Source organism: Hydrogenophaga sp. (assembly GCF_011772445.1).
Lineage (GTDB): Bacteria > Pseudomonadota > Gammaproteobacteria > Burkholderiales > Burkholderiaceae_C > Hydrogenophaga.
Genome location: NZ_WVZN01000003.1, coordinates 207,017 through 233,436 on the forward strand (window position 1 = coordinate 207,017; position 26,420 = coordinate 233,436).

General features: G+C 68.6%; 27 protein-coding genes. 13 read left to right on the forward strand and 14 right to left on the reverse strand.

Going from position 1 to position 26,420, the window contains the following annotated elements:
• Positions 1 to 113: 113 nt before the first annotated feature.
• The 4 genes from GTO19_RS01350 to sucC form a co-directional block, all read right to left on the reverse strand.
• On the reverse strand, positions 114 to 746 hold the full coding sequence (locus GTO19_RS01350) for an FHA domain-containing protein (RefSeq protein ID WP_291016979.1): 633 nt from the start codon (positions 744 to 746) through the stop codon (positions 114 to 116).
• A gap of 48 nt (positions 747 to 794) precedes the next feature.
• Positions 795 to 1,580, reverse strand: coding sequence for a Stp1/IreP family PP2C-type Ser/Thr phosphatase (locus GTO19_RS01355; protein ID WP_291016982.1), 786 nt, complete (start codon positions 1,578 to 1,580; stop codon positions 795 to 797).
• Between the two features lie 342 nt (positions 1,581 to 1,922).
• Positions 1,923 to 2,816, reverse strand: a complete 894-nt coding sequence (gene sucD, locus GTO19_RS01360) for a succinate--CoA ligase subunit alpha (RefSeq protein WP_288253507.1) — start codon at positions 2,814 to 2,816, stop codon at positions 1,923 to 1,925.
• Between the two features lie 9 nt (positions 2,817 to 2,825).
• Entirely contained in the window at positions 2,826 to 3,989 is a 1,164-nt protein-coding gene (sucC, locus tag GTO19_RS01365; protein WP_291016990.1) for an ADP-forming succinate--CoA ligase subunit beta, read from the reverse strand.
• A gap of 167 nt (positions 3,990 to 4,156) precedes the next feature.
• Between sucC and argC the strand changes: the two genes are divergently transcribed.
• Positions 4,157 to 5,083: an N-acetyl-gamma-glutamyl-phosphate reductase gene (gene argC / locus GTO19_RS01370; protein WP_291016993.1), complete on the forward strand. Its 927-nt coding sequence runs from the start codon at positions 4,157 to 4,159 to the stop codon at positions 5,081 to 5,083.
• Here argC and recX read toward each other — a convergent pair.
• Both recX and recA read right to left on the reverse strand, forming a co-directional pair.
• A complete protein-coding gene (recX, locus tag GTO19_RS01375) occupies positions 5,080 to 5,535 on the reverse strand; it encodes a recombination regulator RecX (protein ID WP_291016996.1) in 456 nt (151 codons plus the stop codon). The two genes, argC and recX, sit on opposite strands and share 4 nt — an antisense overlap.
• Positions 5,536 to 5,540: 5 nt before the next feature.
• Positions 5,541 to 6,665 (reverse strand): recombinase RecA, encoded by a 1,125-nt coding sequence (gene recA, locus GTO19_RS01380; protein ID WP_291016998.1) that lies wholly within the window; start codon positions 6,663 to 6,665, stop codon positions 5,541 to 5,543.
• Positions 6,666 to 6,806: 141 nt separating this feature from the next.
• Between recA and GTO19_RS01385 the strand changes: the two genes are divergently transcribed.
• The 3 genes from GTO19_RS01385 to GTO19_RS01395 are packed head-to-tail and all read left to right on the forward strand — an operon-like array spanning position 6,807 to position 9,490.
• Positions 6,807 to 7,280: a MarR family transcriptional regulator gene (locus GTO19_RS01385; RefSeq protein WP_291017000.1), complete on the forward strand. Its 474-nt coding sequence runs from the start codon at positions 6,807 to 6,809 to the stop codon at positions 7,278 to 7,280.
• 60 nt (positions 7,281 to 7,340) lie between these two features.
• Positions 7,341 to 8,009, forward strand: coding sequence for a response regulator transcription factor (locus tag GTO19_RS01390; protein WP_009520702.1), 669 nt, complete (start codon positions 7,341 to 7,343; stop codon positions 8,007 to 8,009).
• Positions 8,006 to 9,490: a sensor histidine kinase gene (locus GTO19_RS01395; RefSeq protein ID WP_291017003.1), complete on the forward strand. Its 1,485-nt coding sequence runs from the start codon at positions 8,006 to 8,008 to the stop codon at positions 9,488 to 9,490. Before GTO19_RS01390 ends, GTO19_RS01395 begins: the two co-directional genes overlap by 4 nt.
• Positions 9,491 to 9,512: 22 nt before the next feature.
• Here the strand turns inward: GTO19_RS01395 and GTO19_RS01400 are convergent, their stop codons facing one another.
• Entirely contained in the window at positions 9,513 to 10,157 is a 645-nt protein-coding gene (locus tag GTO19_RS01400; protein WP_291017005.1) for a glutathione S-transferase family protein, read from the reverse strand.
• Positions 10,158 to 10,185: 28 nt separating this feature from the next.
• Positions 10,186 to 13,128 carry a DNA topoisomerase III gene (locus GTO19_RS01405; RefSeq protein WP_291017006.1) on the reverse strand — a complete coding sequence of 981 codons (2,943 nt, stop codon included), beginning with the start codon at positions 13,126 to 13,128 and terminating at the stop codon, positions 10,186 to 10,188.
• 111 nt (positions 13,129 to 13,239) lie between these two features.
• On the opposite strand from GTO19_RS01405, the gene GTO19_RS01410 reads away from it, so the two are divergent.
• From GTO19_RS01410 to GTO19_RS01420, 3 genes are read left to right on the forward strand one after another with little or no spacing between them, the layout of a single operon-like run.
• The gene (locus GTO19_RS01410) at positions 13,240 to 13,767 is read left to right on the forward strand and encodes an SET domain-containing protein-lysine N-methyltransferase (protein ID WP_291017008.1); all 528 of its coding nucleotides are present in this window, start codon (positions 13,240 to 13,242) and stop codon (positions 13,765 to 13,767) included.
• A 3-nt stretch (positions 13,768 to 13,770) separates the two neighbouring features.
• Positions 13,771 to 14,574 carry a biotin--[acetyl-CoA-carboxylase] ligase gene (locus tag GTO19_RS01415; RefSeq protein WP_291017010.1) on the forward strand — a complete coding sequence of 268 codons (804 nt, stop codon included), beginning with the start codon at positions 13,771 to 13,773 and terminating at the stop codon, positions 14,572 to 14,574.
• Complete coding sequence (locus tag GTO19_RS01420) at positions 14,568 to 15,362, forward strand: SPOR domain-containing protein (protein WP_291017013.1); 795 nt, start codon at positions 14,568 to 14,570, stop codon at positions 15,360 to 15,362. The genes GTO19_RS01415 and GTO19_RS01420 overlap by 7 nt, the downstream gene beginning before the upstream one ends.
• Before the next feature lie 13 nt (positions 15,363 to 15,375).
• On the opposite strand, the gene GTO19_RS01425 is transcribed toward GTO19_RS01420, so the two are convergent.
• The 3 genes from GTO19_RS01425 to GTO19_RS01435 form a co-directional block, all read right to left on the reverse strand.
• On the reverse strand, positions 15,376 to 17,286 hold the full coding sequence (locus GTO19_RS01425) for a S8 family peptidase (protein ID WP_291017014.1): 1,911 nt from the start codon (positions 17,284 to 17,286) through the stop codon (positions 15,376 to 15,378).
• Positions 17,287 to 17,378: 92 nt separating this feature from the next.
• Positions 17,379 to 18,281, reverse strand: a complete 903-nt coding sequence (locus GTO19_RS01430; RefSeq protein ID WP_291017016.1) for an alpha/beta fold hydrolase — start codon at positions 18,279 to 18,281, stop codon at positions 17,379 to 17,381.
• 22 nt (positions 18,282 to 18,303) lie between these two features.
• On the reverse strand, positions 18,304 to 18,891 hold the full coding sequence (locus GTO19_RS01435; RefSeq protein ID WP_291017019.1) for a TetR/AcrR family transcriptional regulator: 588 nt from the start codon (positions 18,889 to 18,891) through the stop codon (positions 18,304 to 18,306).
• 148 nt (positions 18,892 to 19,039) lie between these two features.
• On the opposite strand from GTO19_RS01435, the gene GTO19_RS01440 reads away from it, so the two are divergent.
• The gene (locus GTO19_RS01440) at positions 19,040 to 19,369 is read left to right on the forward strand and encodes an SMR family transporter (RefSeq protein ID WP_291017069.1); all 330 of its coding nucleotides are present in this window, start codon (positions 19,040 to 19,042) and stop codon (positions 19,367 to 19,369) included.
• Positions 19,370 to 19,428: 59 nt separating this feature from the next.
• Here GTO19_RS01440 and gap read toward each other — a convergent pair whose 3' ends face one another.
• Positions 19,429 to 20,427 carry a type I glyceraldehyde-3-phosphate dehydrogenase gene (gap, locus tag GTO19_RS01445; RefSeq protein ID WP_291017022.1) on the reverse strand — a complete coding sequence of 333 codons (999 nt, stop codon included), beginning with the start codon at positions 20,425 to 20,427 and terminating at the stop codon, positions 19,429 to 19,431.
• A 34-nt stretch (positions 20,428 to 20,461) separates the two neighbouring features.
• On the reverse strand, positions 20,462 to 22,519 hold the full coding sequence (gene tkt / locus GTO19_RS01450) for a transketolase (RefSeq protein WP_291017024.1): 2,058 nt from the start codon (positions 22,517 to 22,519) through the stop codon (positions 20,462 to 20,464).
• Between the two features lie 217 nt (positions 22,520 to 22,736).
• Between tkt and GTO19_RS01455 the strand changes: the two genes are divergently transcribed.
• Positions 22,737 to 23,465 carry a nucleotidyltransferase family protein gene (locus GTO19_RS01455; RefSeq protein ID WP_291017027.1) on the forward strand — a complete coding sequence of 243 codons (729 nt, stop codon included), beginning with the start codon at positions 22,737 to 22,739 and terminating at the stop codon, positions 23,463 to 23,465.
• A 37-nt stretch (positions 23,466 to 23,502) separates the two neighbouring features.
• Positions 23,503 to 24,900 (forward strand): aminopeptidase P N-terminal domain-containing protein, encoded by a 1,398-nt coding sequence (locus tag GTO19_RS01460; protein ID WP_291017030.1) that lies wholly within the window; start codon positions 23,503 to 23,505, stop codon positions 24,898 to 24,900.
• A gap of 10 nt (positions 24,901 to 24,910) precedes the next feature.
• Here the strand turns inward: GTO19_RS01460 and GTO19_RS01465 are convergent, their stop codons facing one another.
• Positions 24,911 to 25,216 carry a hypothetical protein gene (locus tag GTO19_RS01465; RefSeq protein ID WP_291017033.1) on the reverse strand — a complete coding sequence of 102 codons (306 nt, stop codon included), beginning with the start codon at positions 25,214 to 25,216 and terminating at the stop codon, positions 24,911 to 24,913.
• Positions 25,217 to 25,347: 131 nt separating this feature from the next.
• On the opposite strand from GTO19_RS01465, the gene bfr reads away from it, so the two are divergent.
• The 3 genes from bfr to GTO19_RS01480 all read left to right on the forward strand — a co-directional run.
• A complete protein-coding gene (bfr, locus tag GTO19_RS01470; protein WP_291017036.1) occupies positions 25,348 to 25,824 on the forward strand; it encodes a bacterioferritin in 477 nt (158 codons plus the stop codon).
• Positions 25,825 to 25,926: 102 nt separating this feature from the next.
• Positions 25,927 to 26,151 (forward strand): (2Fe-2S)-binding protein, encoded by a 225-nt coding sequence (locus tag GTO19_RS01475; RefSeq protein WP_009520720.1) that lies wholly within the window; start codon positions 25,927 to 25,929, stop codon positions 26,149 to 26,151.
• 159 nt (positions 26,152 to 26,310) lie between these two features.
• On the forward strand, positions 26,311 to 26,420 hold a 110-nt coding region (locus tag GTO19_RS01480), incomplete at its 3' end, for a hypothetical protein (RefSeq protein WP_291017071.1).

Genomic DNA, 26,420 nt, shown 5'->3' on the forward strand with positions numbered 1-26,420 from the left:
GGGGCTCCGAGCGTACCCCCCGCGGTTTGCAGGCGATGTGACTTATTTCTCGGCGCCGGCCAGCGTGTGACCCAGCCGCGCAGCCCCGAGGACGGGCGTGCGGGGATACGCCCTCACTGCTGCACGAACTGCATCTGCGTGCCGGCCAGCTCCAGAAGATCGCCGTGGTGGAGATCGATGCCGTCGGTGCTGAGCGGCATGCCATTGACCGTGGGCTTGACCGTGCCTTCGACCATGGCCACCACGTAGCCATGCGGGCGGCGGGTGATGGCGGCCACCGCCACACCCGGCTTGCCGATGGTGGTGACGACCTTGGTCAGCGCGACCTCGCGGCCGGCGGCCGAGCCGCTGATGACCTTGATCGCGGCCGGACCCAGGCTGACGGCCGCCGCCGGCTCGGCCGCGGCAGAAACCACCGCGCCGCCGCTGATGACCGTGGTTTTTTCGTAGGAGTCGGCCGCGTCGTTGACGAACTTGATCTTGTACTTGCCGATTTCGACCGTGTCGCCGCCCTGCAGCTGCTGCTTCTTGATGGCCTTGCCGTTGACGTAGGTGCCGTTGGTGCTGTTGAGGTCTTCGAGGAAGACGTCGGCCCCGGACATCTGAAGGACGGCGTGCTCGCCGCTGACGGCCAGGTTGTCGATGACGATGTCGTTGTACGGACGGCGGCCCAGCGTGGTGCGGTCCTTGGTGAGCTGCACCTCCTTGATGACGACGCCGTCGATGGAAACGATCATTTTCGGCATGGCCGACTCCTCGGGATTCCTGTTGGACTTGATTTGGGATCGAAGCGATTATTGACCCAGCATGCGCGACAGCAGGCCGCGGCGGGTGGCTCGGGCGCGGGCAAACGCCAGTATCACCGAAATATTGTCGCGCCCACCCGCGCCATTGGCGGCTTCCACCAGGGCCGTTGCCTTTTCCTCCAAGGTGCCGGCGGTGACCAGCAGCGCGGCGATGCGTTCGTCGCTGAGCATGTCGTTCAGGCCATCGGAGCAGAAGAGGTAGAGGTCGCCGTCCTCGACGCGGTATTCATTGACTTCGAGCAGCACGGTGTCTTCCACGCCCAGTGCGCGCGTCACCAGGTTGCGGTGCGTGGCGAACTGCGCCTGCTCCATGGAGATGAGGCCGGCGTCGATCTGCTCCTGCAGCAGGGAATGGTCGCGCGTCATCTGCACGAACTCGCCGCGGCGCAAGCGGTAGCAGCGGGAATCACCGACATGGCCGATCATCACGCGCCCGTCGAGGAAGACGCCCATCACGAGCGTGGTGCCCATGCCGGCGTACTGCTGGTTGGCATTGGCGGCATTGAAGATCGACCGGTTGGCGTTGTCGATGCAGATCTCCATCGCCCGCTTCAACTCGCGCGCGCTGGCCTCGAAGCCGCCCTCGGCGATCCAGCGCCCCAACTCCGTCTTGATGAAGGTGGTGGCCATGGCGCTGGCAACCTCGCCCGCGTTGTAGCCGCCCATGCCATCGGCAAGGATGGCCAGGCTGTTGTCGGGGTCGAGCGCCACCGAGTCTTCGTTGTTGTCCCTGACGAGACCAGGATCGGTCAGGGCGTGAAACTCGAAATTCATGTGCGAGGCGTTATACCGGTGGGCGGATGGAGGGGCGTTCGTCGGCGGACGACCGCAGGGGCTGAGTGCGCCGAAGGCGGAAGCGGCCCACAGGAGATGGCGGTTCAATGGCAGACACGGAGGCGTTCCAGACGAGACTCGCGACGACGTGCGAGCCGTCGAATCATCGGCCTCACGCAGGGTTGGAAGGACAAGCGGCAGACGCCGCCCGACAGGTGTTGCATTTTGTTTCAAGCACCCGGGGCAGGACAAGCAGCATCGGTGACAAGCGTCACGTTGCGCGCAACAGCCGAAAAAAAAAGGCAACGCGCGCGTTGCCTTTTGCACATCCCTTCAGGCCGCTCAGATCAGCGACTTGAGCAGCTTGCCCATCTCGGACGGGTTGCGCGTGACCTTGAAGCCACACTCTTCCATGATGGCCAGCTTGGCGTCGGCCGTGTCGGCGCCGCCGCTGATGAGCGCGCCGGCGTGGCCCATGCGTTTGCCGGGGGGCGCCGTGACGCCGGCGATGAAGCCGACGACGGGCTTTTTCATGTTCGCCTTGCACCACATGGCGGCCTCGGCCTCGTCGGGGCCGCCGATCTCGCCGATCATGATGACGGCGTCCGTGTCGGGGTCGTCGTTGAAGGCCTTCATGACGTCGATGTGCTTGAGGCCGTTGATGGGGTCGCCACCGATGCCGACCGCGCTGGACTGGCCCAGGCCGATCTCGGTGAGCTGGGCCACGGCTTCATACGTCAGCGTGCCCGAACGCGACACCACGCCAATGCGGCCTTTGCGGTGGATGTGGCCGGGCATGATGCCGATCTTGATCTCGTCGGGCGTGATCAGGCCGGGGCAGTTGGGGCCCAGCAGCAGGGTCTTTTTGCCACCCTTGGCTTCTTTGGCCTTCATCTTGTTGCGCACTTCCAGCATGTCGCGCACGGGGATGCCTTCGGTGATGCAGATCGCCAGGTCCAGGTCGGCCTCGACGGCTTCCCAGATGGCGGCGGCGGCGCCCGCGGGCGGCACGTAGATCACCGACACGGTGGCGCCGGTCTGCTGGGCGGCTTCCTTCACCGAGGCGTAGATCGGGATGTTGAAGATCGACTCGCCCGCCTTCTTGGGGTTCACGCCGGCGGCGAAGCAGTGCTTGCCGTTCGCGTATTCCTGGCACTTCTCGGTGTGGAACTGGCCGGTCTTGCCCGTGATGCCCTGGGTGATGACCTTGGTGTCTTTGTTGATGTAGATCGACATGTTGGCTCCTCAGGCTTTGACGGCGGCAACGACCTTCTGGGCCGCTTCGGCCATCGAGTCGGCGCTGATGATGGGCAGGCCGGATTCGGCCAGCATCTTCTTGCCCAGTTCTTCGTTGGTGCCCTTCATGCGCACCACCAGCGGCACGCTCAGGTTCACCGCGCGGCAGGCGGTGATCACACCGGTGGCGATGGTGTCGCACTTCATGATGCCGCCGAAGATGTTGACCAGGATGGCCTTCACCTTGTCGTTCTTGAGCATGATCTTGAAGGCCTCGGTCACCTTCTCCGTGGTGGCGCCGCCGCCCACGTCGAGGAAGTTGGCCGGCTCGCCGCCGAACAGCTTGATGATGTCCATGGTCGCCATGGCCAGGCCGGCGCCGTTCACCAGGCAGCCGATGTTGCCGTCGAGGCTGATGTAGGCAAGGTCGAACTTGGAGGCCTCGATCTCGGCTGGATCCTCTTCATCGAGGTCGCGCAGGGCCACGATCTCGGGATGGCGGAACAGGGCGTTGGAGTCGAAGTTGAACTTGGCGTCCAGGGCAATGATGTTGCCCTTGCTGTCGCGGTTGAGCGGGTTGATCTCGACCAGCGAAGCGTCCGTGTCCATGTAGCACTTGTAGAGCTTCTTGCAGATGTCGGCGAACTGCGCTTCGGAGTCGGCCGGCAGGTTGATGCCCTGGGCGAGTTCCTTGGCCTGCGCGTCGGTGAAGCCCACCAGCGGGTCGACGAAGACCTTGACGATCTTCTCGGGCGTGGCGTGCGCCACTTCCTCGATGTCCATGCCGCCCTCGCTGGAGGCGATGAAGGCCACCTTCTGCGTGCCGCGGTCGGTCACGGCGGAGAGGTAGTACTCCTTCTGGATGTCGGCGCCGTCTTCGATGTAGAGGCGACGCACCTTCTGGCCCTCGGGGCCGGTCTGGTGGGTCTTGAGCTGCATGCCCAGGATCTGGCCCGCCAGGTCTTTCACCTGATCGATGCTCTTGGCCACCTTCACGCCGCCGCCCTTGCCGCGACCACCCGCGTGGATCTGCGCCTTGACGACCCACACGGGTCCGCCGAGCTTCTGCGCGGCTTCCACCGCCTCTTGCACCGTGAACGCGGGAATGCCGCGCGGCACGGGCACACCAAACTGGCGCAGGATTTCCTTGCCTTGGTATTCGTGAATCTTCATGAGGTCTCTCTCAGGGATGGATCGTGTGTCCGGCGCGGCAGCGGCGGCGGATGGACGGGCTCACGGACGGAGCAACCGGGGACTGTATCATGGTGCATCGCACCAAACCGGTTCACGGCGGGCGCCGTCCCGAGGCCCGCCGACCCGCATCGCCACAGGATTCGCGCATGGCCCACCAGATCTTCATCGACGGCGAAGCCGGCACCACCGGCCTGCAGATCCGCGAGCGGCTCGTGAAGGAGCCGGGCGTTCAATTGCTCAGCATCGCGCCCGAGCGCCGCAAGGACCCCGAGGCCAAGCGCGAGTTGATGGCGCAAGCCGACCTCGTGATCCTGTGCCTGCACGACGACGCGGCACGCGAGTCGGTCGCGATGGTCGATGGCCTGAGCGGCAAGAAGCCGCGCATCATCGACGCCTCCACCGCGCACCGCACCGCACCCGGCTGGGTCTACGGCTTCCCCGAACTCACCGCCACGCAAACGGCCGCCGTCCAGCAGGCCGACCGCGTGGCCAACCCCGGCTGCTACGCCACGGGCGCCATCGCGCTCATCCGGCCCCTGGTAGATGCCGGTCTGATCCCCACCGACTTCCCGCTGACCCTGCCCTCGGTCAGCGGCTACTCGGGGGGCGGCCGCTCCATGATCGAGGCCTACGAGGCAGGCACCGCCCCCCTGTTCGAGGCCTACGCGCTGGGCCTGTCGCACAAGCACCTGCCCGAGATCATGGCGCTCACCGGCCTCAAGCAGCGCCCCATCTTCATTCCCGCCGTGGGCAATTTCCGCCAGGGCATGCTGGTGCATCTGCCCCTGCACCTGGACAGCCTGCCCGGCAAGCCCAAGGCCGCCGACCTCCACGATGCGCTGGTGAAGCACTACGCCGCGAGCGCGGCCGCGGGCGGCTTCGTGAAGGTGCTGCCGCCCACCGAGGACGGCAAGCTCGACGCCACCGCGCTCAACGACACCAACCTGATCGAGCTGCGCGTATTCGCCAACGAGGCCCATCGCCACGCGCTGCTCATCGCGCGCCTGGACAACCTGGGCAAGGGCGCCAGCGGCGCCGCGGTGCAGAACCTCAAGCTCATGCTGGGGCTTTAAGCCAGGTCATCGTCGGCGCCCGTCACCACCCGGCGGATCGCCTCGCCACCGAAGCCGCGCGCAGCCAGAAAGCGCATCTGCTTCGCACGCTCCGTCGCATCGGTGGGCGGGCGGCCGAATTTCTTGCGCCAGACCTCACGCGCGCGCTCGACCTCGCTGCCGCGGAGCTCGCCCACCGCCTGCGCCACCGCTTCGGCTGGCAGGCCCTTGGCCTGCAGCTCCTGCCGCACACGCGAGGCCCCCAGGCGCGCGGCGCGGCGGTGGATCACCGATTCGATGACGCGCCGCTCGTCGATGAAGCCCTTGGCCTGCAGTTCGTCGAGCGCCCGCGCGAGTTCACCGGGCGATTCCTCGTGCGCGGCGAGCTTGCGCTGCAGCTCGGCGCGCGAATGCTCGCGTTGCGCCAGCAGCCGCAGCGCGCGGCCCTTGAGCGAGGGCTTTTCGAAGCCCACGGCGCTCAGGCGTCGGCCGCTTCGGCGTCAGCGGCGTCGGCCTTGGCTTTCGACTTGCGCCCCTTGGCCGGCGCGGCCTCCTCGGCACCGGCTGCGCCGTCCACCGGCAGCAGCGGCACGCCCAGGGCCTCGCGCACCTTGTTCTCGATCTCCACGCGCAGCTCGACGTTTTCCTTCAGGAACTCGCGCGCGTTGTCGCGGCCCTGGCCGATCTTCTCGCCGTTGTAGGCGTACCAGGCGCCGGATTTTTCGACCACGCGGTGCACCACGCCCAGGTCGAGGATCTCGCCCTCGCGGCTGATGCCTTCGCCGAAGAGGATGTCGAACTCGGCCGTCTTGAACGGCGGCGAGACCTTGTTCTTCACCACCTTGACCTTGGTCTCGTTGCCGATGGCGTCGTCGCCCTTCTTGATGGTGCCGGTGCGACGAATGTCCAGGCGCACCGATGCATAGAACTTGAGCGCGTTGCCGCCGGTGGTGGTCTCGGGGTTGCCGAACATCACGCCGATCTTCATGCGGATCTGGTTGATGAAGATGACCGTGCAGTTGGACTTCTTGATGGTGCCCGTGAGCTTGCGCAGGGCCTGGCTCATCAGGCGGGCCTGCAGGCCGGGGTGCTGGTCGCCCATCTCGCCTTCGATCTCGGCCCGGGGCGTGAGCGCGGCCACCGAGTCGACGACGACCAGATCGACCGCGCCGGAGCGCACCAGCGAGTCGACGATTTCCAGCGCCTGTTCACCGGTGTCGGGCTGGCTGATGAGCAACTCGGGCAGGTTCACGCCGAGCTTCTGCGCGTACTGCACGTCCAGCGCATGCTCGGCGTCGACGAAGGCGCAGGTGCCGTTGAGGCGCTGCATCTCGGCGATGACCTGCAAGGTGAGCGTGGTCTTGCCGGACGATTCCGGGCCGTAGATCTCGATCACACGGCCGCGCGGCAGGCCGCCCACGCCCAGGGCGATGTCCAGGCCCAGCGAGCCGGTGGAGACAACCTGGATGTCCTCGATCTGCTCGCCTTCGCCGAGCTTCATGATCGTGCCCTTGCCGAACTGCTTCTCGATCTGGGCCAGCGCGGCCTGCAGGGCCTTGGCCTTTTCGCTGTTGAGGGCGGCGTTTTTCACGGGTGCGTCCATTGATGGCTCCTGAGCGGTGAGTGGGTGTTGACTTCCGGGATCTGTGATCACATCCAGTACTGGATGCATGCCCAGCAGTTTAGCGGTTCATTGCTTGCCGGCAAGGCAAATTTTGGTCAGTTTGCCTGACAATCCATCACCATGATTTCCTCACCCGACGACCGCTGGCGGGGCGGCCACCTGGGCCGCCTGCTGGGCGAAGCCCTGCGCCGCTTCGACGCCCGCGTGCTGCACCTGATGGCGCACGACGCCGAGGTGCCGCTGGCACTGTCCAACCTGGCGGCGCGCCAGCAGGTGGGCGCGGCGCACGTGCACATCACGCGGCACCTGTCGCTGCGCGGCTCGCGGCTCACCGAACTCGCGCAGGCCGCCGGCATGAGCAAGCAGGCCATGGGCGACCTCGTCACACAGTGCGAGGCCTGGGGCCTGGTGCGGCGCGAGAACGACCCCCTGGACGCGCGGGCCCGGCGCATCGCCTTCACGCCCGATGGCCTGCTCTGGCTGGATGCCTTCCGCCGCGCCGTGGCCCGGGCCGAGGCCGAGTTCGCCGCCCAGGTGGGCCAGGAGGTCGCCACGGTGGTGGCCATCGGTCTGGAGGCCTATGCGCAGGCCTGATGCGCCCCACCGTCACAGGGCGCCGTCCCTACAATGCGCCACGACCTGAGGAGACAAGCCATGCGCATCCTGATCGCCGAGGATGACCACGTGCTGGCCGACGGCCTGCTGCGCAGCCTGCGCGCGGCCGGTGCGGCGGTCGATCACGTGGCCAGTGGCACCGAGGCCGACGCGGCCCTGATGACCAACAACGAGTTCGACCTGCTCATCCTCGACCTGGGCCTGCCGCGCCTGCACGGCCTGGAAGTGCTCAAGCGCCTGCGCTCGCGCGGCTCGGCCATGCCGGTGCTCATCCTCACCGCGGCCGACAGTGTGGAGGAGCGCGTCAAAGGCCTGGACGTCGGTGCCGACGACTACATGGCCAAGCCCTTTTCGCTGCAGGAACTGGAGGCGCGCGTGCGCGCCCTCACGCGCCGCGGCATGGGCGGAAGCACCAACCTCATCCGCCACGGCCCGCTGGAGTACGACCAGGCCGGCCGCGTGGCCACCATCGACGGCAAGCTGGTGGAGCTGTCGGCGCGCGAACTGGGCCTGCTCGAGGTGCTGCTGCAGCGCGCGGGCCGCCTGGTCAGCAAGGACCAGCTCGTCGAGCGCCTGTGCGAATGGGGCGAGGAGGTCAGCACCAACGCGATCGAGGTCTACATCCACCGCCTGCGCAAGAAGATCGAGAAGGGCCCGATCCGCATCGCCACGGTGCGCGGCCTGGGCTATTGCCTGGAGAAGGTGTGACCCACCCCGCGCCGGACGAACGCGCGGCGCGCCACAACACCACCCCGATCTCCTTCGGCCTGTTCCAGCGCGAGCAGCGCAGCCTGTTCGGCGAGATCCTGGACTGGATGCTCACGCCGCTGCTGTTGCTGTGGCCGCTGTCGCTCGCGCTTACCTGGGTGGTGGCCCAGGGCATTGCCAACAAGCCCTTCGACCGGGCGCTCGAATACAACCTGCAGGCGCTGGCGCAGCTGGTGGTGGTGGAGGAAGGCAGCTTGCGCTTCGCGCTCGACCCGCAGACGCGCGATTTGCTGCGCGCCGATGATTCCGATCTCGTGTACTACCAGCTCGCCGACGCCCGAGGCCAATTCGTCAGCGGTGAATTCGACCTGCCCGCGCCACCCGCCGACGAGGTGCCGGAGGCCGGCCGCATCCGTCAGCGCGACGACGTGCTGCGCGGCGACGCGGTGCGCGTGGCCTACACCTGGCTCGCGCGGCCCGACCCGCTGCGCCCGGTGCTCTTGCAGGTGGCCGAGACCACGGGGCGGCGCTCCACGCTGGCCAACGAGATCATCAAGGGCGTGATGGTCCCGCAGTTCGTGATCCTGCCGCTGGCGGTGCTGCTGGTGTGGCTGGCGCTGGTGCGCGGCATCCGCCCGCTGTCGGACCTGGAGCAGCGCATCCGCGCGCGCCGTCCGGACGACCTGAGCCCCATCGAAGAGGCCGACATTCCGCAAGAGGTGGCGCCGCTGGTGTCCTCCATCAACGACCTGCTGGCCAGGCTGAAAGTGTCGCTGACCACGCAGCGCCGCTTCCTCGCCGACGCAGCGCACCAGCTCAAGACGCCGCTGGCCGGCCTGCGCATGCAGGCCGAGCTCGCGCAGCGCGAGTCCGATCCGGCGGGGCTGCGCGGCTCGCTGCAGCAGATCGCGCGCTCCAGCGCACGCGCCACGCACACGGTGAACCAGTTGCTGGCCCTGGCGCGGGCCGAGACCACGGGCCGCACCCTGCCCAGCGCGCGCGTGGACCTGGCGCGGCTGGTGGCCGCCGTGGTGCGCGACACGGTGCCGCGCGCCCTGGAGCAGGGCATCGACCTCGGCGTGGAAGGCGACAGCGAGGTGCCCGAGGAACTGCAGCTCACCGGCAACCCCACGCTGCTGCAGGAGATGGTGCGCAACCTGGTGGACAACGCCATGGCCTACGGCGGGCCCAAGGGCGTGGTGACGGCGCGCGTGCTCGTGGACCGCTTCAGCGGCGTGCAGCTCGTGCAGGTGGAGGACAACGGCCCGGGCATCCCGCTGAGCGAGCGGGCACTGGTGATGCAGCCCTTCTACCGCGCGCTGGGCACCGACGTCGACGGCTCGGGCCTGGGCCTGGCCATCGTGCAGGAGATCGCGCAGCAGCACGGCGCCACCGTGCACATGGAAGACGCGCACCCGGAGCGCGCCCGCCCGGGGCTGCGCGTGTCGGTGCGCTTCGTGGCGAAGCAGGCAGGCGAGTGAGGCCCGCCCGCCGGGCGTCGCTTCAGCCTTTGTAGACGTTCAATTCCAGTCGCTCGCGCTCGATCGCGCGCGCCACCGCCGGCAGCGCCGCGAAGCGCTGCACCAGCGCCCAGGTGGCGGGCAGGCTGTTGGGGTCGATGCCCGCAAAGCCGCCCCAGCGCAGCAGTGTCAGCGCGTAGGCGTCGAGCGCGCCGGGCTTGTCGCCGCTCAGCCAGGGGCTGGCCTTCTGCGCCAGCGCCTCGATTTCGGTGAGCAGACCGCGGTAGGTCTCCACCGCGTGCGCCTTCACGGCCTTCTGCGCGGCCTCGTCGGCCGTGAATTTCTGCGGCATGAACACGTGCGTGAAGGTGGGGTGCACGGTGTTGTTCATCCAGGCCAGGGTCTGCAGCGCGCGCGAGCGCGCCACGCCGGAGGCGGGCAGCAGGCCGGCGTCGGGAAACTTGCCATCGAGGTAGAGCACGATGGCCGGGATCTGCGTGATGACCTCGTCGCCATCCACCAGCACCGGCACCTGGCCGCGCGGGTTGATGGCGAGGTACTCGGGCGCGCGCTGCTCGGCCTTGTGCAGCTTGATCAGCGCGGGCTCGAAGCTGGCACCCGCCAGTTCAAGGGCGCTGTGCGGCACGAAGGAACACGCGCCGGGCGCGTAGTACAGCTTGAGGCTCATTGGGTCCGTCTCCAGGTTTGGGTTGAATTCAGCTCAGGTGGTCGCCGACCAGGCCGGCGATCTCGAACATGGTGACCGCGTCCTTGCCGAACACGGGGCGCAGCTTGGCGTCGGCCTTGACGCGGCGCTTGTCCGCCGGGTCCTGAAGGCCATTGGCCTTGATGTAGTCCCACAGCTTCTTGACCACCTCGGGCCGCGACACCGGGCCTTCACCGATGACTGCCGCCAGCACGGCACTGGGCTGCTTGCCGGTTACGGCCGTGGTCTTGCGCGGGGCCTTCTTCTCGGCGGGCGCCTTCTTGGCGGCCGGGGCCTTCCTGGCCGCAGCCTTCTTCGCGGGTGCGGCGGCCTTGGCCGCGGGACGCGCCGGGGCGCCCTTGCGCGGCGGGTACTTGCTATCGCGCTTCTCGAACTCGAAGTTCACCTTGCCGGCCTCGGCGTCCCAGGCCAGGAAGGCCTTGAACGGGCGGCGCGTGCGCATGGAGACGAACTTGTCGAGCAGGTCGGTCTTGCCGGTGGCCAGCAGCTTGCTCATCTGCTCGCGCGCCACGGGCTGCTGCAGGATGACCTTGCCGCTCTTGAAGTCGCAGCTCGGCGTGGGCTGCTGCGCGGTGGGCACGGCGCGCTCGCACACGTAGTTGGCGCCGTGCTCGTGCACCGCGCCGCCACACTTGGGGCAGGCGCCCAGGGATTCGCTGCCGGAGAAATCGACCAGCTCGCCGGTCTCCTCGTCCTTGCGGTCGTCGCCGAAGTCGAATTCGAGCTTCCAGTTGCGGTCTTCTTCGCTGTACTTGAGCGCGAGTTCGGCCACGAAGGGCCAGCCCGCCTTGGAGCGGAAACCCTCCAGCGGACCGATGCGCTTGTCGCGCAGGAAATCGTTGGCCTCGCTTGTTTCGAAGGTGCGGCCCGCGGGCGATTTGGTGAACGAGAAGCCGCAGCCCTCGCTGGCACCGTTGGCGCCAGTGCAGGCGAAGCGGCGGTAGTTTTCCTTCACCACGCCGCCGCAGTTGGGGCAGGGCGTGGACAGCGTGGCGTAGTCGCCCGGCACGGTGTCGCGGTCGTACTCCTTGGCCTTCTTCACCAGGCGCTCGGTCATGGCCGCGATCTCGGCCATGAAGGCGTCGCGCGAGAGCTTGCCGTGCTCCATCTGCGCCAGCTTGTATTCCCACTCGCCGGTGAGCTCGGGCTTGGAGAGGTCTTCCACCTCGAGGCCACGCAGCAGCGTCATGAGCTGGAAGGCCTTGGCGGTCGGAATGAGCTCGCGGCCTTCGCGCAGCATGTACTTCTCGGCCAGCAGGCCTTCGATGGTGGCCGCGCGCGTGGCCGGCGTGCCCAGGCCCTTCTCGTGCATGGCTTCGCGCAGCTCTTCGTCATCGATGAGCTTGCCCGCGCCTTCCATGGCGGCCAGCAGCGTGGCTTCGCTGTAGCGCGCGGGCGGCCGGGTCTGCAGGCCCTTGTGCTCCACCGACTCGGTGCGAACCGTCTCGCCTTCGCGCACCGGCACCAGGTTCTGGCCCTTGTCGCCGGCTTGCGCGCCCTCCACGTCCTCGGCGGCTTCCTTGCCGTACACGGCCATCCAGCCCGGCTTCACCAGCACCTTGCCTTCGGTCTTGAAGTGGTGATTGAGCACGGAGCTGATGCGCGTGGTGACCAGGAACTCGGCGCTGGGAAAGAACACCGCGATGAAGCGGCGCACCACCAGGTCGTAGAGCTTCTGCTCGGCCTCGCTCAGGCCGTGCGGCGCCTGCAGCGTGGGGATGATGGCAAAGTGGTCCGACACCTTGCTGTTGTCGAAGATGCGCTTGCTGGGCTTGATGTAGCCGTTGCTCAGCGCCGTCTTCGCGTGCGGTGCCAGATGCCCCATGCCGCTGCCGGCCAGCATCTCGAAGGTGTCCTTCACCGTGCCCAGGTAGTCCTCGGGCAGGGCGCGCGAATCGGTACGCGGATAGGTCAGGGCCTTGTGGCGCTCGTACAGGCTCTGCGCCAGTTGCAAGGTGGTCTTGGCGGAGAAACCGAAACGGCCGTTGGCCTCGCGCTGCAGGCTGGTCAGGTCGTAGAGCTGGCCGCAGGCCTGGGTGGTGGGCTTGCTCTCTTCCTTGACGCTGGCGGCCTTGCCACGCACCGCGTCGACGATGGCCTGCGCCTCCTGCAGGCTCCACACGCGGTCGGCGCGCAGGTCGGCGTCGGCATCCTCGCCCGTGGGCTTCTTGAAGTCGGGATTGAACCACTTGCCCGGGTACTCGCCGGCCTCGGCGAGGAAGCTGGCGTGGATCTCCCAGTAATCGCGCGGCTTGTGCGCGCGGATCTTCTCCTCGCGCTCGACCACGATGGACAGCGTGGGCGTCTGCACGCGGCCGACGGTGGTCAGGAAGAAGCCGCCGTCGCGCGAGTTGAAGGCCGTCATGGCGCGCGTGCCATTGATGCCCACCAGCCAGTCGGCCTCGGAGCGGCTGCGCGCCGCGTCGGCCAGGCCGCGCATCTGCGCGTCGCTGCGCAGGCGCTCGAAGCCCTCGCGGATGGCGGCGGGCGTCATGGACTGCAACCACAAGCGGCGCACCGGCTTGCCCAGGCCCTGGTACTGCCCGCCCTTCAGGCCACCCGCGTACTGTTCGATCAAGCGGAAGATCAGCTCACCTTCGCGACCCGCGTCGCAGGCGTTGATGAGCTCGGTGACGTCCTTGCGTTTGGCCAGCTTGACCACGGCATTCAGGCGCGACTTCGCTTTGTCGATCGGCTTGAGTTCGAAGTACGGCGGCAGCACCGGCAAGTGGGCAAAGCTCCACTTGCCGCGCTTGACGTCGAACTGCTCGGGCGCGGCAATTTCCACCAGATGGCCCACGGCGGACGTGACCACGTACCGATCGTTCTCGAAGTGATCGTCGTGCTTGTCGAACTTGCCCGCGACCGGCGTCAGGGCGCGGACGATGTCTTGCGCCACGGACGGCTTCTCGGCAATGACCAGGGTTTTCATCTCTACAATCCGCTCCCATACACGCGGGCGCGCACACACACGTGCGCGCGCTTGTCGTGCGCGCACCCACGCGCGCACCCGCACAAAACAACCTTACCAAAGAAAATCGACGTGACGAAAACCGCTCGCAAACCATCGGCACGCCAGCCGGCCGCGGCCAAGACCGGCGACGCGCGCCGCATCCAGACCCGCCGCTCGGGCGTGCACGGCAAGGGCGTCTTCGCGCTGGTGGACCTGGCCCCGGGCGAGACGCTGATCGAATACACCGGCGAGATCATCACGTGGGCCGAGGCGCTGGACCGCCACCCGCACGACCCGAGCGACCCCAACCACACGTTCTACTTCCACATCGACGAAGACCACGTGATCGACGCCAAGTACGGCGGCAACTCGGCGCGCTGGATCAACCACAGTTGCAAGCCCAACTGCGAAGCCGACATCGAAGACGGGCGCGTGTTCATCCGCTCGCTGCGCGCCATCGCCGCCGGCGAAGAACTCTTCTACGACTACGGACTCGTCATCGACGAACCGCTGACGCCCAAGCTGAAGGCGCAGTACCCCTGCTGGTGCGGTGCCAAGAAGTGCCGGGGCACGCTGCTGGCGCCCAAGCGCGGCGGGCGCGCCACCAAGCTGGGCTGACAGATGACCGCCGTGGCCTCGCTCGCGGGAGGCGCCGAGGCCATCTGGCAGGCGGTGGTGCCCGACCTGCCCGGATTCACTGTCGAAGTGGTGGAAGAGATCGACTCCACCAACACCGAACTCATGCGCCGCGCGCGCACCGCGCCGCTGGACCCGGTGCTGCTGGTGGCCGAGCGCCAGACCGCCGGACGCGGCCGCCTCGGGCGGGGCTGGCACAGCCGCGCCGGCCAGTCGCTCACCTTTTCGCTGGGTCTGTCGCTCGCGCCGCGCAGCTGGTCGGGCCTGTCGCTCGCCGTGGGGCTGAGCCTGGCCGAGCAGTTGCACGCGGACGTGCGGCTGAAGTGGCCCAACGACCTCTGGCTCATGGGCCGCAAGCTCGGCGGCATCCTCGTGGAGACGGCGGGCCACGCCGATGAGCGCGGGGGCCCGCGATCGGTGGTGATCGGCGTGGGCATCAACGTGGCGCGGCCGGCCGAGGCCGCGCTGGCCCATGCACCGGCCGGCCCGATGGGCGCCATGCCGCCAGCCGGCCTGGCCGAAGTGGAAATGGGCGTGACCGCCGCCGAGTTGCTCGCGCGTCTGGTGCCGCCCCTGGTGCGCGACGTGCAGCGATTCGCAGCCGAAGGCTTCACGCCCTTTGCGGCGCGCTACGCCGCACGCGACGCGCTGAAGGACCGCGAGCTGCGCCTGAGCGACGGCACCACAGGCACCGCCTGCGGCGTGGCCGAGGACGGTGCGCTGCTGGTGCGCGTGAACGGCCAGTTGCGCCGCGTGGACAGCGCGGAAGTGAGCGTGCGCCCATGCTGAGGTGGGCGGTCGCGGTGCTGCTGGTGGCCAATGGCCTGTATTTCGCGTGGACGCAGGGCCATCTCGGGGCGATCGGCTTTCCGCCGCCGAGCGACCCGCGCGAACCGCAACGCCTGACGAAGCAGATCGCGCCGGAGAACGTGCGCCTGCTCAATGGGCCGCGCGGCGCCGAGCCGCCGGCGAACGTGCCACCGCGCCCTGCGCCGCCCGCGCCACCGGCACCGAGCCCCACCGTCGAACCGGCAGCCCCGCCTGCTCCCCCACCCGCGGGTGCGCCAGCCCCCGCACCGGCCACGGCATCGGCACCCGCCAGCCCGTCCCCCACCAACGAGCCGCGCGCCTGTTGGCAGGCCAACGGCTTTACCCCCGAACAGGCCGAGTTGCTGCGCGCGGAGCTGCGCCTGCTCGGGCTGGGCACGGGCGACTGGCAACTCAGCGAGATCCGCACCCCCGGCCGCTGGATCGTCTACATGGGGCGCTACGACAACGCCGAACAGGCGAACCGCAAGAAGGCCGAGCTGCGTGGATTGGGCATCGACTTTCGCGACGTGAACACCAGCGGCCTGGCACCCGGCATTGCGCTGGGCACTTTCTCGAGCGAGGAGGCTGCGCAGGAAGGTCTGCAGCAGGCCGAACGGCGCAACGTGCGCACCGCGCGCGTGGTGCAGGAACGGGCCGAGAGCGTGAGTTACTCGCTGCGACTGCCGGCCATCGGAGAGACGCTGCGCGCGCGGATCGAGGGTCTGGGGCCGGCGATGGCGGGGCGCAGCCTGCAGCGCTGCGCTTGATCCTTGCCGCGCTTCAGCGACGGCGATTCGCCCGTATCAGGCTGGCGCTCCAGAGCATCAGCGCCAATCCCCACCAGCCACCGAAGGAGCCGCCGCCGCCACCCGCCGCAGCAGGCGGAGGCGGAGGCGCCACGGCCCGCACAACGATGGCGTCGCTGCCGTCGTCGCCATTGCTGTCGGTGACCGTGAGGCGAAACACCCAGCGACCCTCTACCGAGGGCAGTTGCAGGGTGGTAAGGGCCTGCGTTCCGTTCGGGATCACGACCGCAGGACCGCTGTCCAGTGACCATTGGTGGCTCGCGATGGTCGCGCCCCCCAGCGCCACACTGGAGCGCCCGTCGAGCGTGATGACGGCGCCCGGCACCACGGTGCCCACAGGCTGGATGACCGCAGCCGGACCGATCGCAAGTTGCATCGCGGCATGGGCGTCCAGCAAACCCGCACCGCAGGTGTCCGGTGTGCAATGGCACACCTGAGTGTTGACGGCACTGCAGACAGGCCCCGCCGGCCCCAGGGGTTGCTGGTGCGGCCGCGCGCCAGCCTGCATCCGTTCCATCAGGGCCCGGGGCGTCAGGGCGGGATTGCGGGCGAGCATCAGACTGGCCACGCCTGCGGCCAAAGGCGCTGAGAAGCTGGTGCCCTGCTTGTAGCCATAGGTCTCGACGCCCGGGTTGGTGAAGCCCGAGTCCGACGTGGCGTAGAGCAGATTGTTCGGAAAGTTCTCCAGGGAGCCACCGGGCGCCGTCAGGGCTACCTTGCTGCCGAAGCTGGAATAGTCGGCCTTGGCGCCATCGCGCCGCACCGCCGCCACGGCCATCACGCCGTCGCAGTCGGCCGGGCGCGTGAGCGGTGCCGACTGATTGCCAGCAGCCACCACCAGCAGGGCGCCGGCGCCGCTCGCGTCGTCCACTGCGTCCTGGTAGGCCGCGCTGCAAGCAGCGCCGCCGCTGAAGCTCAGATTGATCACCTTCGCGGGATTGGGGTTCGCGGGTGCGCCGGCCACCGGAAGGCCAGCGGCCCAGCGCACACCGTCGAGCAGATCGGACACCAGCGCGCCGCACTTGCCCGACACGCGCACGGGCAGGATCTTCGCCTGCCAGTTGACGCCCGCCACGCCCTGGCCATTGTCTGTCGCCGCCGCGATCTGGCCGGCAATGAAGGTGCCGTGCCAGGAGCTGAAACCCACCTCGCAAGCCGCGAACAGAGGATTGTTGCTGCGCTCGGTGGGCGACACCCAATCGCCCGGGTCACTGGGGTTGGCGTCGCGGCCATCGCCGTCGTTGGCCACGTGCAACTCACTGACAAAGTCGTACCCGGGCAGCAGCTTGCCGGCCAGGTCCGAGTGGTCCAGCCGCACACCGCTATCGACCACCGCGACCACGGTGGAGTTGAGGCCGGTATGCAGATCCCAGGCGGGCGTCAGGTTGAGCCCTGCCACCTCGGGAATGGCGTCTGCAGGGCCGCGCAGATACCACTGGTTGCCGTAGCCCGCGTCGTTCGGCACCGCCTGCCGCTGCACCAGCACATTGGGCTCCACCCAAGCCACATCGGGGTGCAAGCGCACGCGGCGCATCGCGTCGGCCAGGTCCTGGCCCTTCATCGGCCGGTCGAAGCGCAACAACGCGGCGCGGCCCGCCTCGCCCACGGAGGCCGCGCGCACCCCGGTGTCGCGCGCCAGTTGTTGCGTGCGCTCGCGCGAGCGCTGGGTGGCGCGCTGCCAGGCACTGGCCATGCGGGCGCGGCGATCGGCCCAGGGACCGCGGTCCGTCTCTTCCCGACTCAGCGGGTTGACGCCCTCGCGGTAGCCAACGATGAGGCCGAAGCCTACCGGCTCGCCGCCGGCCACGGGCGGCGCGGCGAGCGACCCGCCCGCCGCCAAACCGATCAGTGCCAGAACCCCGGCGCGCAACAAATTGGCAAACATTGGGGGGTTGTAGCACGCGCTGGCACGCGCGTTGGCCCCATAAAGACCGGTTTCCCGGGGCAGTTACCCAGACGGTTGCAACTGATACGTCATCAGCAGACGGCCGGTCGTGCGCGCAGGCCGTCGAACCAGGCCAGGGCCTCGTTCCACAGGGGTTGGGCACGCGGGCGGAAGTAGCCCATGTGTCCGATCGGTCCCAGGCCTTGGCGGCGCGAATCCAGCGTCACGGCCCGGACGGGCGCGTTGCGGTAGCCGGCCATGAAGGCGTCGCGCGAGGCGGGCGGCGCCCAGGCGTCGTCGAGTGCGTTGACGGCCACGATGGGGAAGCGCACGGCGTCGAAGCGCGCGGTCACCTCGCGCATCTGCGGGTCGTCGAAGAAGTAGCGCGGGAAGCGGCACCAGTGGCGCCACTGGCGGTAGACATCGATCGGCAGGTCTTCGCCCATGCCGAGCTTGCTCCAGGGCAGGTAGCCAGCCACGCGCGTCGCCACGGGGCCGATGAGGTTCCACATGAGCTGCACGCGCAGGCGTTCCAGCGGAGGCATCCAGCCGTGCCAGCCGGCGCCGGTGGCGAAGGTGTAAGCCGCGTCCACGTGCTCGGGGTGGGGCAGCAGGCCCAGCGCATGGCCTCCGTAGGAATGGCCCACCAGCCACAAGGGCACGCCGGGCCGGCGCATGGCGGACACGGCGGCGGCCAGGTCGAGACGGCCCCAGTCGAGGTAGTCCATGCGAAAGCCCCTCAGGCTCTTGGGCGCAGACCGGCCGATGCCGCGGTAGTCGAGCGTCAGCACGTCGATGCCCTGGGCCGCGACGTGCTGGGCGAAGCGTTTGTAGAAACCCTGGGGCACCGCCGTGGCGCCGCCCACCACCAGGTGGGCGCGCGGCGGCACGGGGCTGCGGTAGCGGTGGGCTGCGAGCGGGTAGCCGTCGGCGGCGGTGAGGGTGAGCGGCTCGATGCGCACGGCATCGGCCGTGTCCGGGGCGGAGGGGTTCATGGTGATGGCTCCTGGCGGGCGTTCAGGGAGGGCTGGCCGACAGCAGGGCCAGCAGGGTGTCGGTGGCGCGCTGGATGGGCTCGGCGCTGTGCGCCACGCGCGACTGCAGCAGGCCGCCTTCGTAGGCCGCCACGATCAGCGCGGCCAGGCCCAACGCGCGCTCGGCGGGCAGGCCGGCGTTGGTCAGCCCCTGGGCGATTCGTTCGCGCACGCGCTCGAAAGCGCGCGCCAGGGCCTCGCGCAGGGCCCGATCCTCGGGGCCGGATTCCAGCGCCACCGTGGCCAGGGGGCAGCCGGCCTCGAATCCCGTGTCCTGCAGGCCTGTGGTGGCACCGGCGATCCAGCGGCGCATGGCCTGCAGCGGGTCCGGCGTGGTGGCGAGCAGCTTGTCCAGGCCGGCGGTCATGCGCTCGACCACCTGGTCGATCGCGGCGACGGCCAGCTCGGTCTTGCCGCCCGGGAAGTGGTGGTACAGCACGCCCTTGGGCGCCTGGGCCGCCTGCAGCAGCTCGGTGAGTCCGATGCCGTGCAGGCCCCTGCGCCGCAGGGCGTCGGTCATGGCGGCGATCAGGCGGTCGCGGGCGGGTTCGACGGGTGGTGGGGCGGGCATGCGAGGCATTGTCTAGACCGATCGGTCTAGGGTCAATGACGCCGGAGACTCAAGCTGTCGTCTGCGCGACGCCCGAGACGGCCTGCGACGACAATGCGTGGCCCGGGCGCACCGCTTGCCCGGTCCGCAGACCGCCGCCGTGAACTCAATCGCCTACCTCTACCTCGGCATCGCCATCGTGGCCGAAGTCGCCGCCACCACCGCCCTCAAGGCCTCCGAGGGCTTCAGCCGGCTCTGGCCGAGCGTGGCGGTGGTCCTGGGCTACGCCGTGGCGTTCTACTTTCTCTCGCTCACCCTCAAGTCCATTCCCACGGGCATCGCCTACGCCATCTGGTCGGGCGTTGGCATCGTGCTGATCTCCGTGCTGGGCTGGGTGGTGTACCGCCAGACGCTGGACATGCCGGCGCTGCTGGGCATGGGCCTGATCCTGGCGGGCGTGCTGGTGATCAACCTGTTCTCGACGAGCAGCGCACACTGAAACAGCGTGCATGAAAAAGGCGCCCGAAGGCGCCTTTCAGGCGAAACGGGGCGCAGGCCTTACTTGGCCACCACGCGAGCCATCTCCAGGCACTTGTTGGAGTAGCCCCACTCGTTGTCGTACCAGCTCACCACCTTGATGAAGGTGCCATCGAGCGCGATGCCGGCGTCGGCGTCGAAGATCGAGGTGCGGGCGTCGCCCCGGAAGTCGGTGGCCACGACCTTGTCTTCGGTGTAGCCCAGCACGCCCTTGAGCTTGCCCTCGCTCTGCGCCTTCATCTCGGCGCAGATCTCGGCGTAGGTGGCGGCGCTGTTGAGCTCCACCGTCAGGTCCACCACCGACACGTCGCTGGTCGGCACGCGGAAGCTCATGCCGGTGAGCTTCTTGTTGAGCTGGGGAATGACCACGCCCACCGCCTTGGCCGCGCCGGTGCTGCTGGGGATGATGTTCTCCAGAATGCCACGGCCGCCGCGCCAGTCCTTGTTGCTGGGGCCGTCCACGGTTTTCTGCGTGGCGGTGGCGGCGTGCACGGTGGTCATCAGGCCGCGCTTGATGCCCCACTTGTCGTTGAGCACCTTGGCCACCGGCGCCAGGCAGTTGGTGGTGCAGCTGGCGTTGCTGATGATGGCCTGGCCGGCGTAGGTTTCGTGGTTCACGCCGTAGACGAACATGGGCGTGTCGTCCTTGCTGGGCGCGGACATGATGACCTTCTTCGCACCCGCCGCCAGGTGCTTCTCGGCGCCCGCCTTGTCCAGGAAGATGCCGGTGGACTCGATCACCACGTCGGCGCCGACTTCGTTCCACTTCAGTTCGGCCGGGTCCTTCACGGCGGTCAGGCGGATCTTCATGCCGTTGACGATGAGGTGGCTGCCCTCGACCTTCACGTCGCCGTCGAAGCGGCCGTGCACGCTGTCGTACTTGAGCATGTAGGCCAGGTAGTCGGGCTCGAGCAGGTCGTTGATGGCGACCACTTCGATGTCCTTGAAGTTGGCGATCGCCGCACGAAACACCATGCGCCCGATGCGCCCGAAACCGTTGATACCGACCTTGATCGTCATGCTGTCATCTCCAGGGGTTTGATGTCGAAAGGAATCACTGCTGCGCGAGCACGGCGCGCACCGTGTCCGCCACGTTCTGCTCGGTGAAGCCGAAGTGCTTGAACAGCACCGGCGCGGGGGCCGACTCGCCGTAGCTGTCGATGCCGACCACGGCGGACACGCCGTACTTCCACCAGAAGTCGGTCACGCCCATCTCCACCGCGACGCGCGGCAGGCCGGCGGGCAGCACGGCCTTCTTGTAGGCCGGGTTCTGGCGGTCGAAGCGGGTGGTGCTGGGCATGGAGACCACGCGCACGGCGACGCCGTGCTCTTTGGCCAGCAGCTCCTGCGCCTTGAGCGCGAGCTGCACCTCGGAGCCGGTTGCGATGATCACCGCCTGGGCCTTTTTCTTCAGCCCCAGGTCGGCGGGCTCGGACAGCACATAGGCGCCTTTGGAGATGTCGCTCAGGTCTTTCTTGGGCGCATAGGGCAGGTTCTGGCGCGACAGCAGCAGCGCGGTGGGCTTGTCCTTGTTCTCCAGCGCAACGGCCCAGGCGATGGCGGTCTCGGCCGTGTCGGCCGGTCGCCAGACGTCCAGGTTGGGGATCAGGCGCAGGCTGGCGGCGTGCTCGATCGGCTGGTGCGTGGGGCCGTCCTCGCCCAGGCCGATGGAGTCGTGCGTGAACACGTGCACCACGCGCTGCTTCATCAGCGCGGCCATGCGGATGGCGTTGCGCGAGTAGTCGCTGAAGGTGAGGAAGGTGCCACCGTAGGGGATGTAGCCGCCGTGCAGGGCCACGCCATTCATGACGGCGGCCATGCCGAACTCGCGCACGCCGTAGTTGATGTGGCGGCCCAGGCGGCCGGCTTCGTCGCGCACCGGGTTGCCGGCCAGGTCGAAGCGCAGCGCGGGCGTGGATTTGGTGTTGGTGAGGTTGGAGCCGGTGAGGTCGGCGCTGCCGCCCAGCAGTTCGGGCAGCGCGGCGGTGAAGTGCTCCAGCGCGAGCTGGCTGGCCTTGCGGCTGGCCACGGTCTCGGCTTTGCTGTGCGCCTGCACGGCGGCGTCCACGGCCACCTGGGCGAAGTTCGTTGGCAGATCGCCCTTCATGCGGCGCTCGAATTCGGCGGCCAGCTCGGGGTGGGCCGCGCGGTAGGCGCGGAAGCGCGCGTGCCAGTCCGCCTCGGCTTCCCCGCCCGCGGCTTTGGCGTCCCACGCGGCGTAGACCTCGTCGGGCACCACGAAAGGCTCATGCGCCCAGCCCAGGGCCTCGCGCGTGAGCTTGATTTCTTCAGCGCCCAGCGGCTCGCCGTGCGCCTTGGCGGTGTTGGCGCGGTTCGGGCTGCCCTTGCCGATGTGCGTCTTGCAGACGATCAGGCTGGGCTGTTCCGGGTGCTGGCGCGCCTGGGCGATGGCCTGGTCCACCGCGTCCACGTCGTGGCCATCGATGGGGCCGATGACGTTCCATCCGCAGGCGACGAAGCGCAGGGCCGTGTTGTCGATGAACCAGGGGGTGACCTTGCCGTCGATGGAGATGCCGTTGTCGTCGTAGAGCGCGATGAGCTTGTTGAGCTTCCAGGCGCCGGCCAGGGCCACGGCCTCGTGGCTGACGCCCTCCATCAGACAGCCATCGCCCAGGAACACGTAGGTGTGGTGGTCGACGATGGTGTGGCCGGGCCGGTTGAATTCGGCGGCCATCAGCTTCTCGGCCAGGGCCATGCCCACCGCGTTGCTGATGCCCTGGCCCAGCGGGCCGGTGGTGGTTTCCACGCCGGGGGTGATGCCGACCTCGGGGTGGCCGGCGGTCTTGCTGTGCAACTGGCGGAAGTTCTTCAGCTCCTGCAGCGGCAGGGCATAGCCCGTGAGGTGCAGCAGCGAGTAGATGAGCATGGAGCCGTGCCCGTTGGACAGCACGAAGCGGTCGCGGTCGGCCCAGTGGGGATTCACGGGGTTGTGGCGCAGGTGGCGGCCCCAGAGCGCGACGGCCATGTCGGCCATGCCCATGGGCGCGCCGGGGTGGCCGGAATTGGCGGCCTGCACCGCGTCCATCGCCAGAGCGCGGATGGCGTTGGCCATGACCAGGGGGGAGACGGTGACGACAGCGGAGTCGCTCATGAAGACCTCGGGTGGGGTGGGGCGCGGCGTGGGCGCGTGGCGCCGCCCAGCCTGGGGAAAACCCCGGATTTTACCGGTTGGGCCCGCACCGGCCGGTCGCGCGGGGGGTATCGGCCGCCGCCGCGAGCGGCGCCGTACCCGTGGCGGCGGCCCCATCGCCCGCGCCGGCCTCGGAGGCGCCACGGGACGGCTACAGTCGGGGCTTCGCGCACCCACCATGGCCCACCCCGCTCACGCCATCGTCCTGGCCGCCGGCCGCGGCAACCGCATGCGGCCGCTGACCGACCAGGTTCCCAAGCCCTTGCTGGCCGTGCAAGGCAAGCCCTTGCTGCAATGGCACGCTGACGCGCTGGCCGACGCTGGCTGCGTCGACCTGGTCATCAACACCGCCTGGCTGGGCGAGCAGATCCCCGCGCACTTCGGCCCTCACCCGTGCAGCAGCGACGGCTTGCCGATCGATATCGCCTACTCGGCCGAGGGCGAGGATTTCGGCTATGCCCTGGAAACCGCCGGCGGCATCGCGCGCGCACTGCCCTTGCTGGGCGAGGTGTTCTGGGTGGTGGCGGGCGACGTCTTCGCCCCCGGCTTCCCCTTCGACCCTGACGCGCTGGCGCGCTTCGCGCGCGGCGATCGGCTGGCCCACCTGTGGCTGGTGCCCAACCCGGACCACAACCCGCGCGGCGACTTCGGCCTGAGCCCCGACGGCCTGGCGCTCAACGGGGGTGAGGTGCGCTACACCTACAGCACCATCGGCCTGTACCGGCGCGCGCTGTTCGAGACGCCGTGGTTCGACATCCCGCCCGGCAACCCGCAAGGGCGCGCCGAACCGCTGGCGCCGCTGCTGCGGCGCGCGATGGACGCGGGACGGGTGAGCGCGGAGCTCTATCCGGGCCCCTGGACGGATGTCGGTACTCCCGAACGGCTCCAGGAACTCAACGCCCGCTGAGCTCCCGTGGTCGGGCGCTTGCCGCCACAATGGCGCGATGGACGCCTCGACCCACTTCCGCCTCTACGCCGAGCGCCGCGCGCGCCTGGCCTCGCAACTCGGCCCGGGTGGCATCGCCATCGTGCCCACCGCGCCGGAGCGCCCGCGCAACCGCGACACCGACTTCATCTACCGGCACGACAGCTACTTCTACTACCTGAGCGGCTTCGCCGAGCCCCAGGCCTGGCTGCTGATCACCGCTGAAGGCCGCACCATCCTCTTCTGCCAGCCCAAGGACCTGGAACGCGAGATCTGGGACGGCATCCGCCTGGGCCCCGAGGCGGCCCCGGCCGCGCTGGGCGTGGACGAGGCGTTTTCCGTCGCCGAACTCGACCAGCGGCTGCCCAAGCTGCTGGAGAACCGGGCGGTGGTCTGGTACCCCTTTGCCACCCACGCCGGGCTGGAGGGCCGCATCGACGGCTGGCTGCAGAAGGTGCGCGCCCGCGTGCGCTACGGCGCCCTGTGTCCCGAGGGCCAACGCGACCTGTGCACCCTTCTCGACGAGATGCGCCTGGTGAAGGACGCGCACGAGCTGGACATCATGCGGCGCGCCTCGCGCATCAGCGCCCGCGCCCACATCCGTGCCATGCAGCGCAGCGCCGCCATGCTGCGCGCCGGGCAGGACGTGCGCGAGTACCACCTCGACGCCGAGCTGCTGCACGAGTTCCGCCAGGGCGGCTCACAGTACCCGGCCTACGGCAGCATCGTCGCTGCGGGCGCCAACGCCTGCATCCTGCACTACCGGGCCGACGCCGCGCCCATCCGCGACGGCGAGCTCGTGCTGATCGACGCCGGCTGCGAGCTCGACGGCTACGCCAGCGACATCACGCGCACCTTCCCGGCCAATGGCCGCTTCACCGGCCCCCAACGCGCGGTCTACGAACTCGTGCTGGCGAGCCAGGACGCGGCCGTGGCGGCCACCAGGGCCGGCGCGCGTTTCGTGGGCCCGCATGAAGCCACGGTGAAGGTGCTCGCGCAGGGCTTGCTCGACCTGGGCCTGCTCGACAAGGACAAGGTCGGCACGGTGGACGACGTGATCGCCAACCGCAGCTACTTCGCCTTCTACATGCACCGCACCGGCCACTGGCTGGGCATGGACGTGCACGATTGCGGCAGCTATGTGGAGCCGTCCGAGGTCGGCCAGGTCAGTGAGCGCCTGGACCCGCTGTCGGGCGAAACGATCAAGGACCGCCCGAGCCGCATCCTTCGACCGGGCATGGTGCTCACCATCGAGCCCGGGCTCTACATCCGGCCGGCCGAAGGCGTGCCCGAGCGCTTCTGGAACATCGGCATCCGCATCGAGGACGACGCGGTGGTCACCGACACCGGCTGCGAGCTGATCACCCGCGACGTGCCGGTGGCGCCCGACGCCATCGAGGCGCTGATGCGGGGTTGAGCGCGCGCCCTCACTGAAGGGTGCGGTGCTCCGGCAGGGGCATCATGCCCGCCGTGGGGGCGGCGGCGCTGCCCAGTTCCAGCAACCAGCGCGAACTCAAGCGCCCCAGCAGCACCCGCATGGGCGTGGACAGCGCCGGGTGCTGCGCCAGTTCGGTCAGGTTGCTCACCACCTTGCCCACCATCAACTCGCGCTGGCAGACCGGGCCGCTGTGCTGGGCGCATCCGGTCATGAGCGCGAGCGTGCCGGCCAACAGCGCTTCGACGGGTGGCAGGCTGTATTCCTCGTCGGCGTGGGTCGGAAAGGGGGGATTCATGGGGTGCTCCAGCGGTGACAGGCAGCACATCATATGAGAACAATTCTCATTTGCAAAGAGCCAGGCGCTTTCCCCGTCATGTCATCGGTCCACAATCCCCAGGCCCTCACCAACAACGACAAGGAGCTCACATGAAAGGCGACGAGAAAGTGATTGCGCACCTGCAGGCGCAACTGAAGAACGAGCTGACCGCCATCAACCAGTACTTTGTGCACTACCGCATGCTCAAGCACTGGGGCCTGGACAAGCTTGCAGCCAAGGAATACGAGGAGTCGATCGGCGAAATGAAGCACGCCGACAAGCTGATGGACCGCATCTTCACGCTGGATGGCCTGCCCAACCTGCAGGATCTCGGCAAGCTGCACATCGGCGAAGACGTGCCCGAGATGCTGCGCGCCGACCTTGGCCTGGAGCAAGGCGCGCAGGCCACCATCAAGGAAGGCATCGCTCACTGCGAGACTGTCCGCGACTACGTGTCCCGCGACCTGCTCCAGACAATCCTCGACGACACCGAGGAGCACATCGACTTCCTGGAGACCCAGATCGATCTGCTCGACAAGGTCGGCCTGCAGAACTACCTGCAGAGCCAGATGGGCTCGGTGAGCTGACCGGACCCGCGGAACCAGCCGCCCGTCGGGTGGCCTTCACGGGGGCTTGTGCGATGAATGCGATCCATTATCATTTGCAGGAGTTTCTCGCCACCCAGCCCCATGATCGTCTGCGTTTGCCATCGCGTCAGTGACAAGACCATCGCCCAGTGCGCGCGGTCCGGCATGGCATTTGACGACATCCAGCTGGAGCTCGGCGTGGCCACGCAATGCGGCCAATGCGAGGGGTGCGCCCGATCGGTCTTCTCCGAATGCGCCCCGGGCCACGTGGTGGCCCACCTGCAACTGCAGACCGCCGAACAGGCCCGCCAGGTCGAGCGCGCCTGATCCCGCGCCTGGCGCGCGCCGGGCGAACCGATTCCCCTCGCCGCAGTCACAAGCCCTTCACCCGGGAAGCCATGCGCGCGCGCTCGGGTTTTCCCTGTGCCCGACTTAGAATGCGAATTCGCCTTTCGCATGGCAGAAAACCAACGGCCGGAGACATGCATGACCGCATCCAGTACCCCTGAGGACAAACGCGCCGAACTGCGCCGCGCCGCGCTGCAGTACCACGAGCAGCCCCTGCCCGGAAAAGTGGCCATTGCGGCCACCAAGCC

Excerpts from the sequence above, each read along its gene's own strand:
- GTO19_RS01350 (WP_291016979.1), bottom strand. The coding sequence starts at position 746 with ATGCCGAAAATGATCGTTTCCATCGACGGCGTCGTCATCAAGGAGGTG.
- GTO19_RS01355 (WP_291016982.1), bottom strand. The coding sequence starts at position 1,580 with ATGAATTTCGAGTTTCACGCCCTGACCGATCCTGGTCTCGTCAGGGAC.
- sucD (WP_288253507.1), bottom strand. The coding sequence starts at position 2,816 with ATGTCGATCTACATCAACAAAGACACCAAGGTCATCACCCAGGGCATC.
- sucC (WP_291016990.1), bottom strand. The coding sequence starts at position 3,989 with ATGAAGATTCACGAATACCAAGGCAAGGAAATCCTGCGCCAGTTTGGT.
- argC (WP_291016993.1), top strand. The coding sequence starts at position 4,157 with ATGGCCCACCAGATCTTCATCGACGGCGAAGCCGGCACCACCGGCCTG.
- recA (WP_291016998.1), bottom strand. The coding sequence starts at position 6,665 with ATGGACGCACCCGTGAAAAACGCCGCCCTCAACAGCGAAAAGGCCAAG.
- GTO19_RS01385 (WP_291017000.1), top strand. The coding sequence starts at position 6,807 with ATGATTTCCTCACCCGACGACCGCTGGCGGGGCGGCCACCTGGGCCGC.
- GTO19_RS01390 (WP_009520702.1), top strand. The coding sequence starts at position 7,341 with ATGCGCATCCTGATCGCCGAGGATGACCACGTGCTGGCCGACGGCCTG.
- GTO19_RS01400 (WP_291017005.1), bottom strand. The coding sequence starts at position 10,157 with ATGAGCCTCAAGCTGTACTACGCGCCCGGCGCGTGTTCCTTCGTGCCG.
- GTO19_RS01405 (WP_291017006.1), bottom strand. The coding sequence starts at position 13,128 with ATGAAAACCCTGGTCATTGCCGAGAAGCCGTCCGTGGCGCAAGACATC.
- GTO19_RS01415 (WP_291017010.1), top strand. The coding sequence starts at position 13,771 with ATGACCGCCGTGGCCTCGCTCGCGGGAGGCGCCGAGGCCATCTGGCAG.
- GTO19_RS01420 (WP_291017013.1), top strand. The coding sequence starts at position 14,568 with ATGCTGAGGTGGGCGGTCGCGGTGCTGCTGGTGGCCAATGGCCTGTAT.
- GTO19_RS01425 (WP_291017014.1), bottom strand. The coding sequence starts at position 17,286 with ATGTTTGCCAATTTGTTGCGCGCCGGGGTTCTGGCACTGATCGGTTTG.
- GTO19_RS01430 (WP_291017016.1), bottom strand. The coding sequence starts at position 18,281 with ATGAACCCCTCCGCCCCGGACACGGCCGATGCCGTGCGCATCGAGCCG.
- GTO19_RS01435 (WP_291017019.1), bottom strand. The coding sequence starts at position 18,891 with ATGCCCGCCCCACCACCCGTCGAACCCGCCCGCGACCGCCTGATCGCC.
- gap (WP_291017022.1), bottom strand. The coding sequence starts at position 20,427 with ATGACGATCAAGGTCGGTATCAACGGTTTCGGGCGCATCGGGCGCATG.
- tkt (WP_291017024.1), bottom strand. The coding sequence starts at position 22,519 with ATGAGCGACTCCGCTGTCGTCACCGTCTCCCCCCTGGTCATGGCCAAC.
- GTO19_RS01455 (WP_291017027.1), top strand. The coding sequence starts at position 22,737 with ATGGCCCACCCCGCTCACGCCATCGTCCTGGCCGCCGGCCGCGGCAAC.
- GTO19_RS01460 (WP_291017030.1), top strand. The coding sequence starts at position 23,503 with ATGGACGCCTCGACCCACTTCCGCCTCTACGCCGAGCGCCGCGCGCGC.
- GTO19_RS01465 (WP_291017033.1), bottom strand. The coding sequence starts at position 25,216 with ATGAATCCCCCCTTTCCGACCCACGCCGACGAGGAATACAGCCTGCCA.
- bfr (WP_291017036.1), top strand. The coding sequence starts at position 25,348 with ATGAAAGGCGACGAGAAAGTGATTGCGCACCTGCAGGCGCAACTGAAG.
- GTO19_RS01475 (WP_009520720.1), top strand. The coding sequence starts at position 25,927 with ATGATCGTCTGCGTTTGCCATCGCGTCAGTGACAAGACCATCGCCCAG.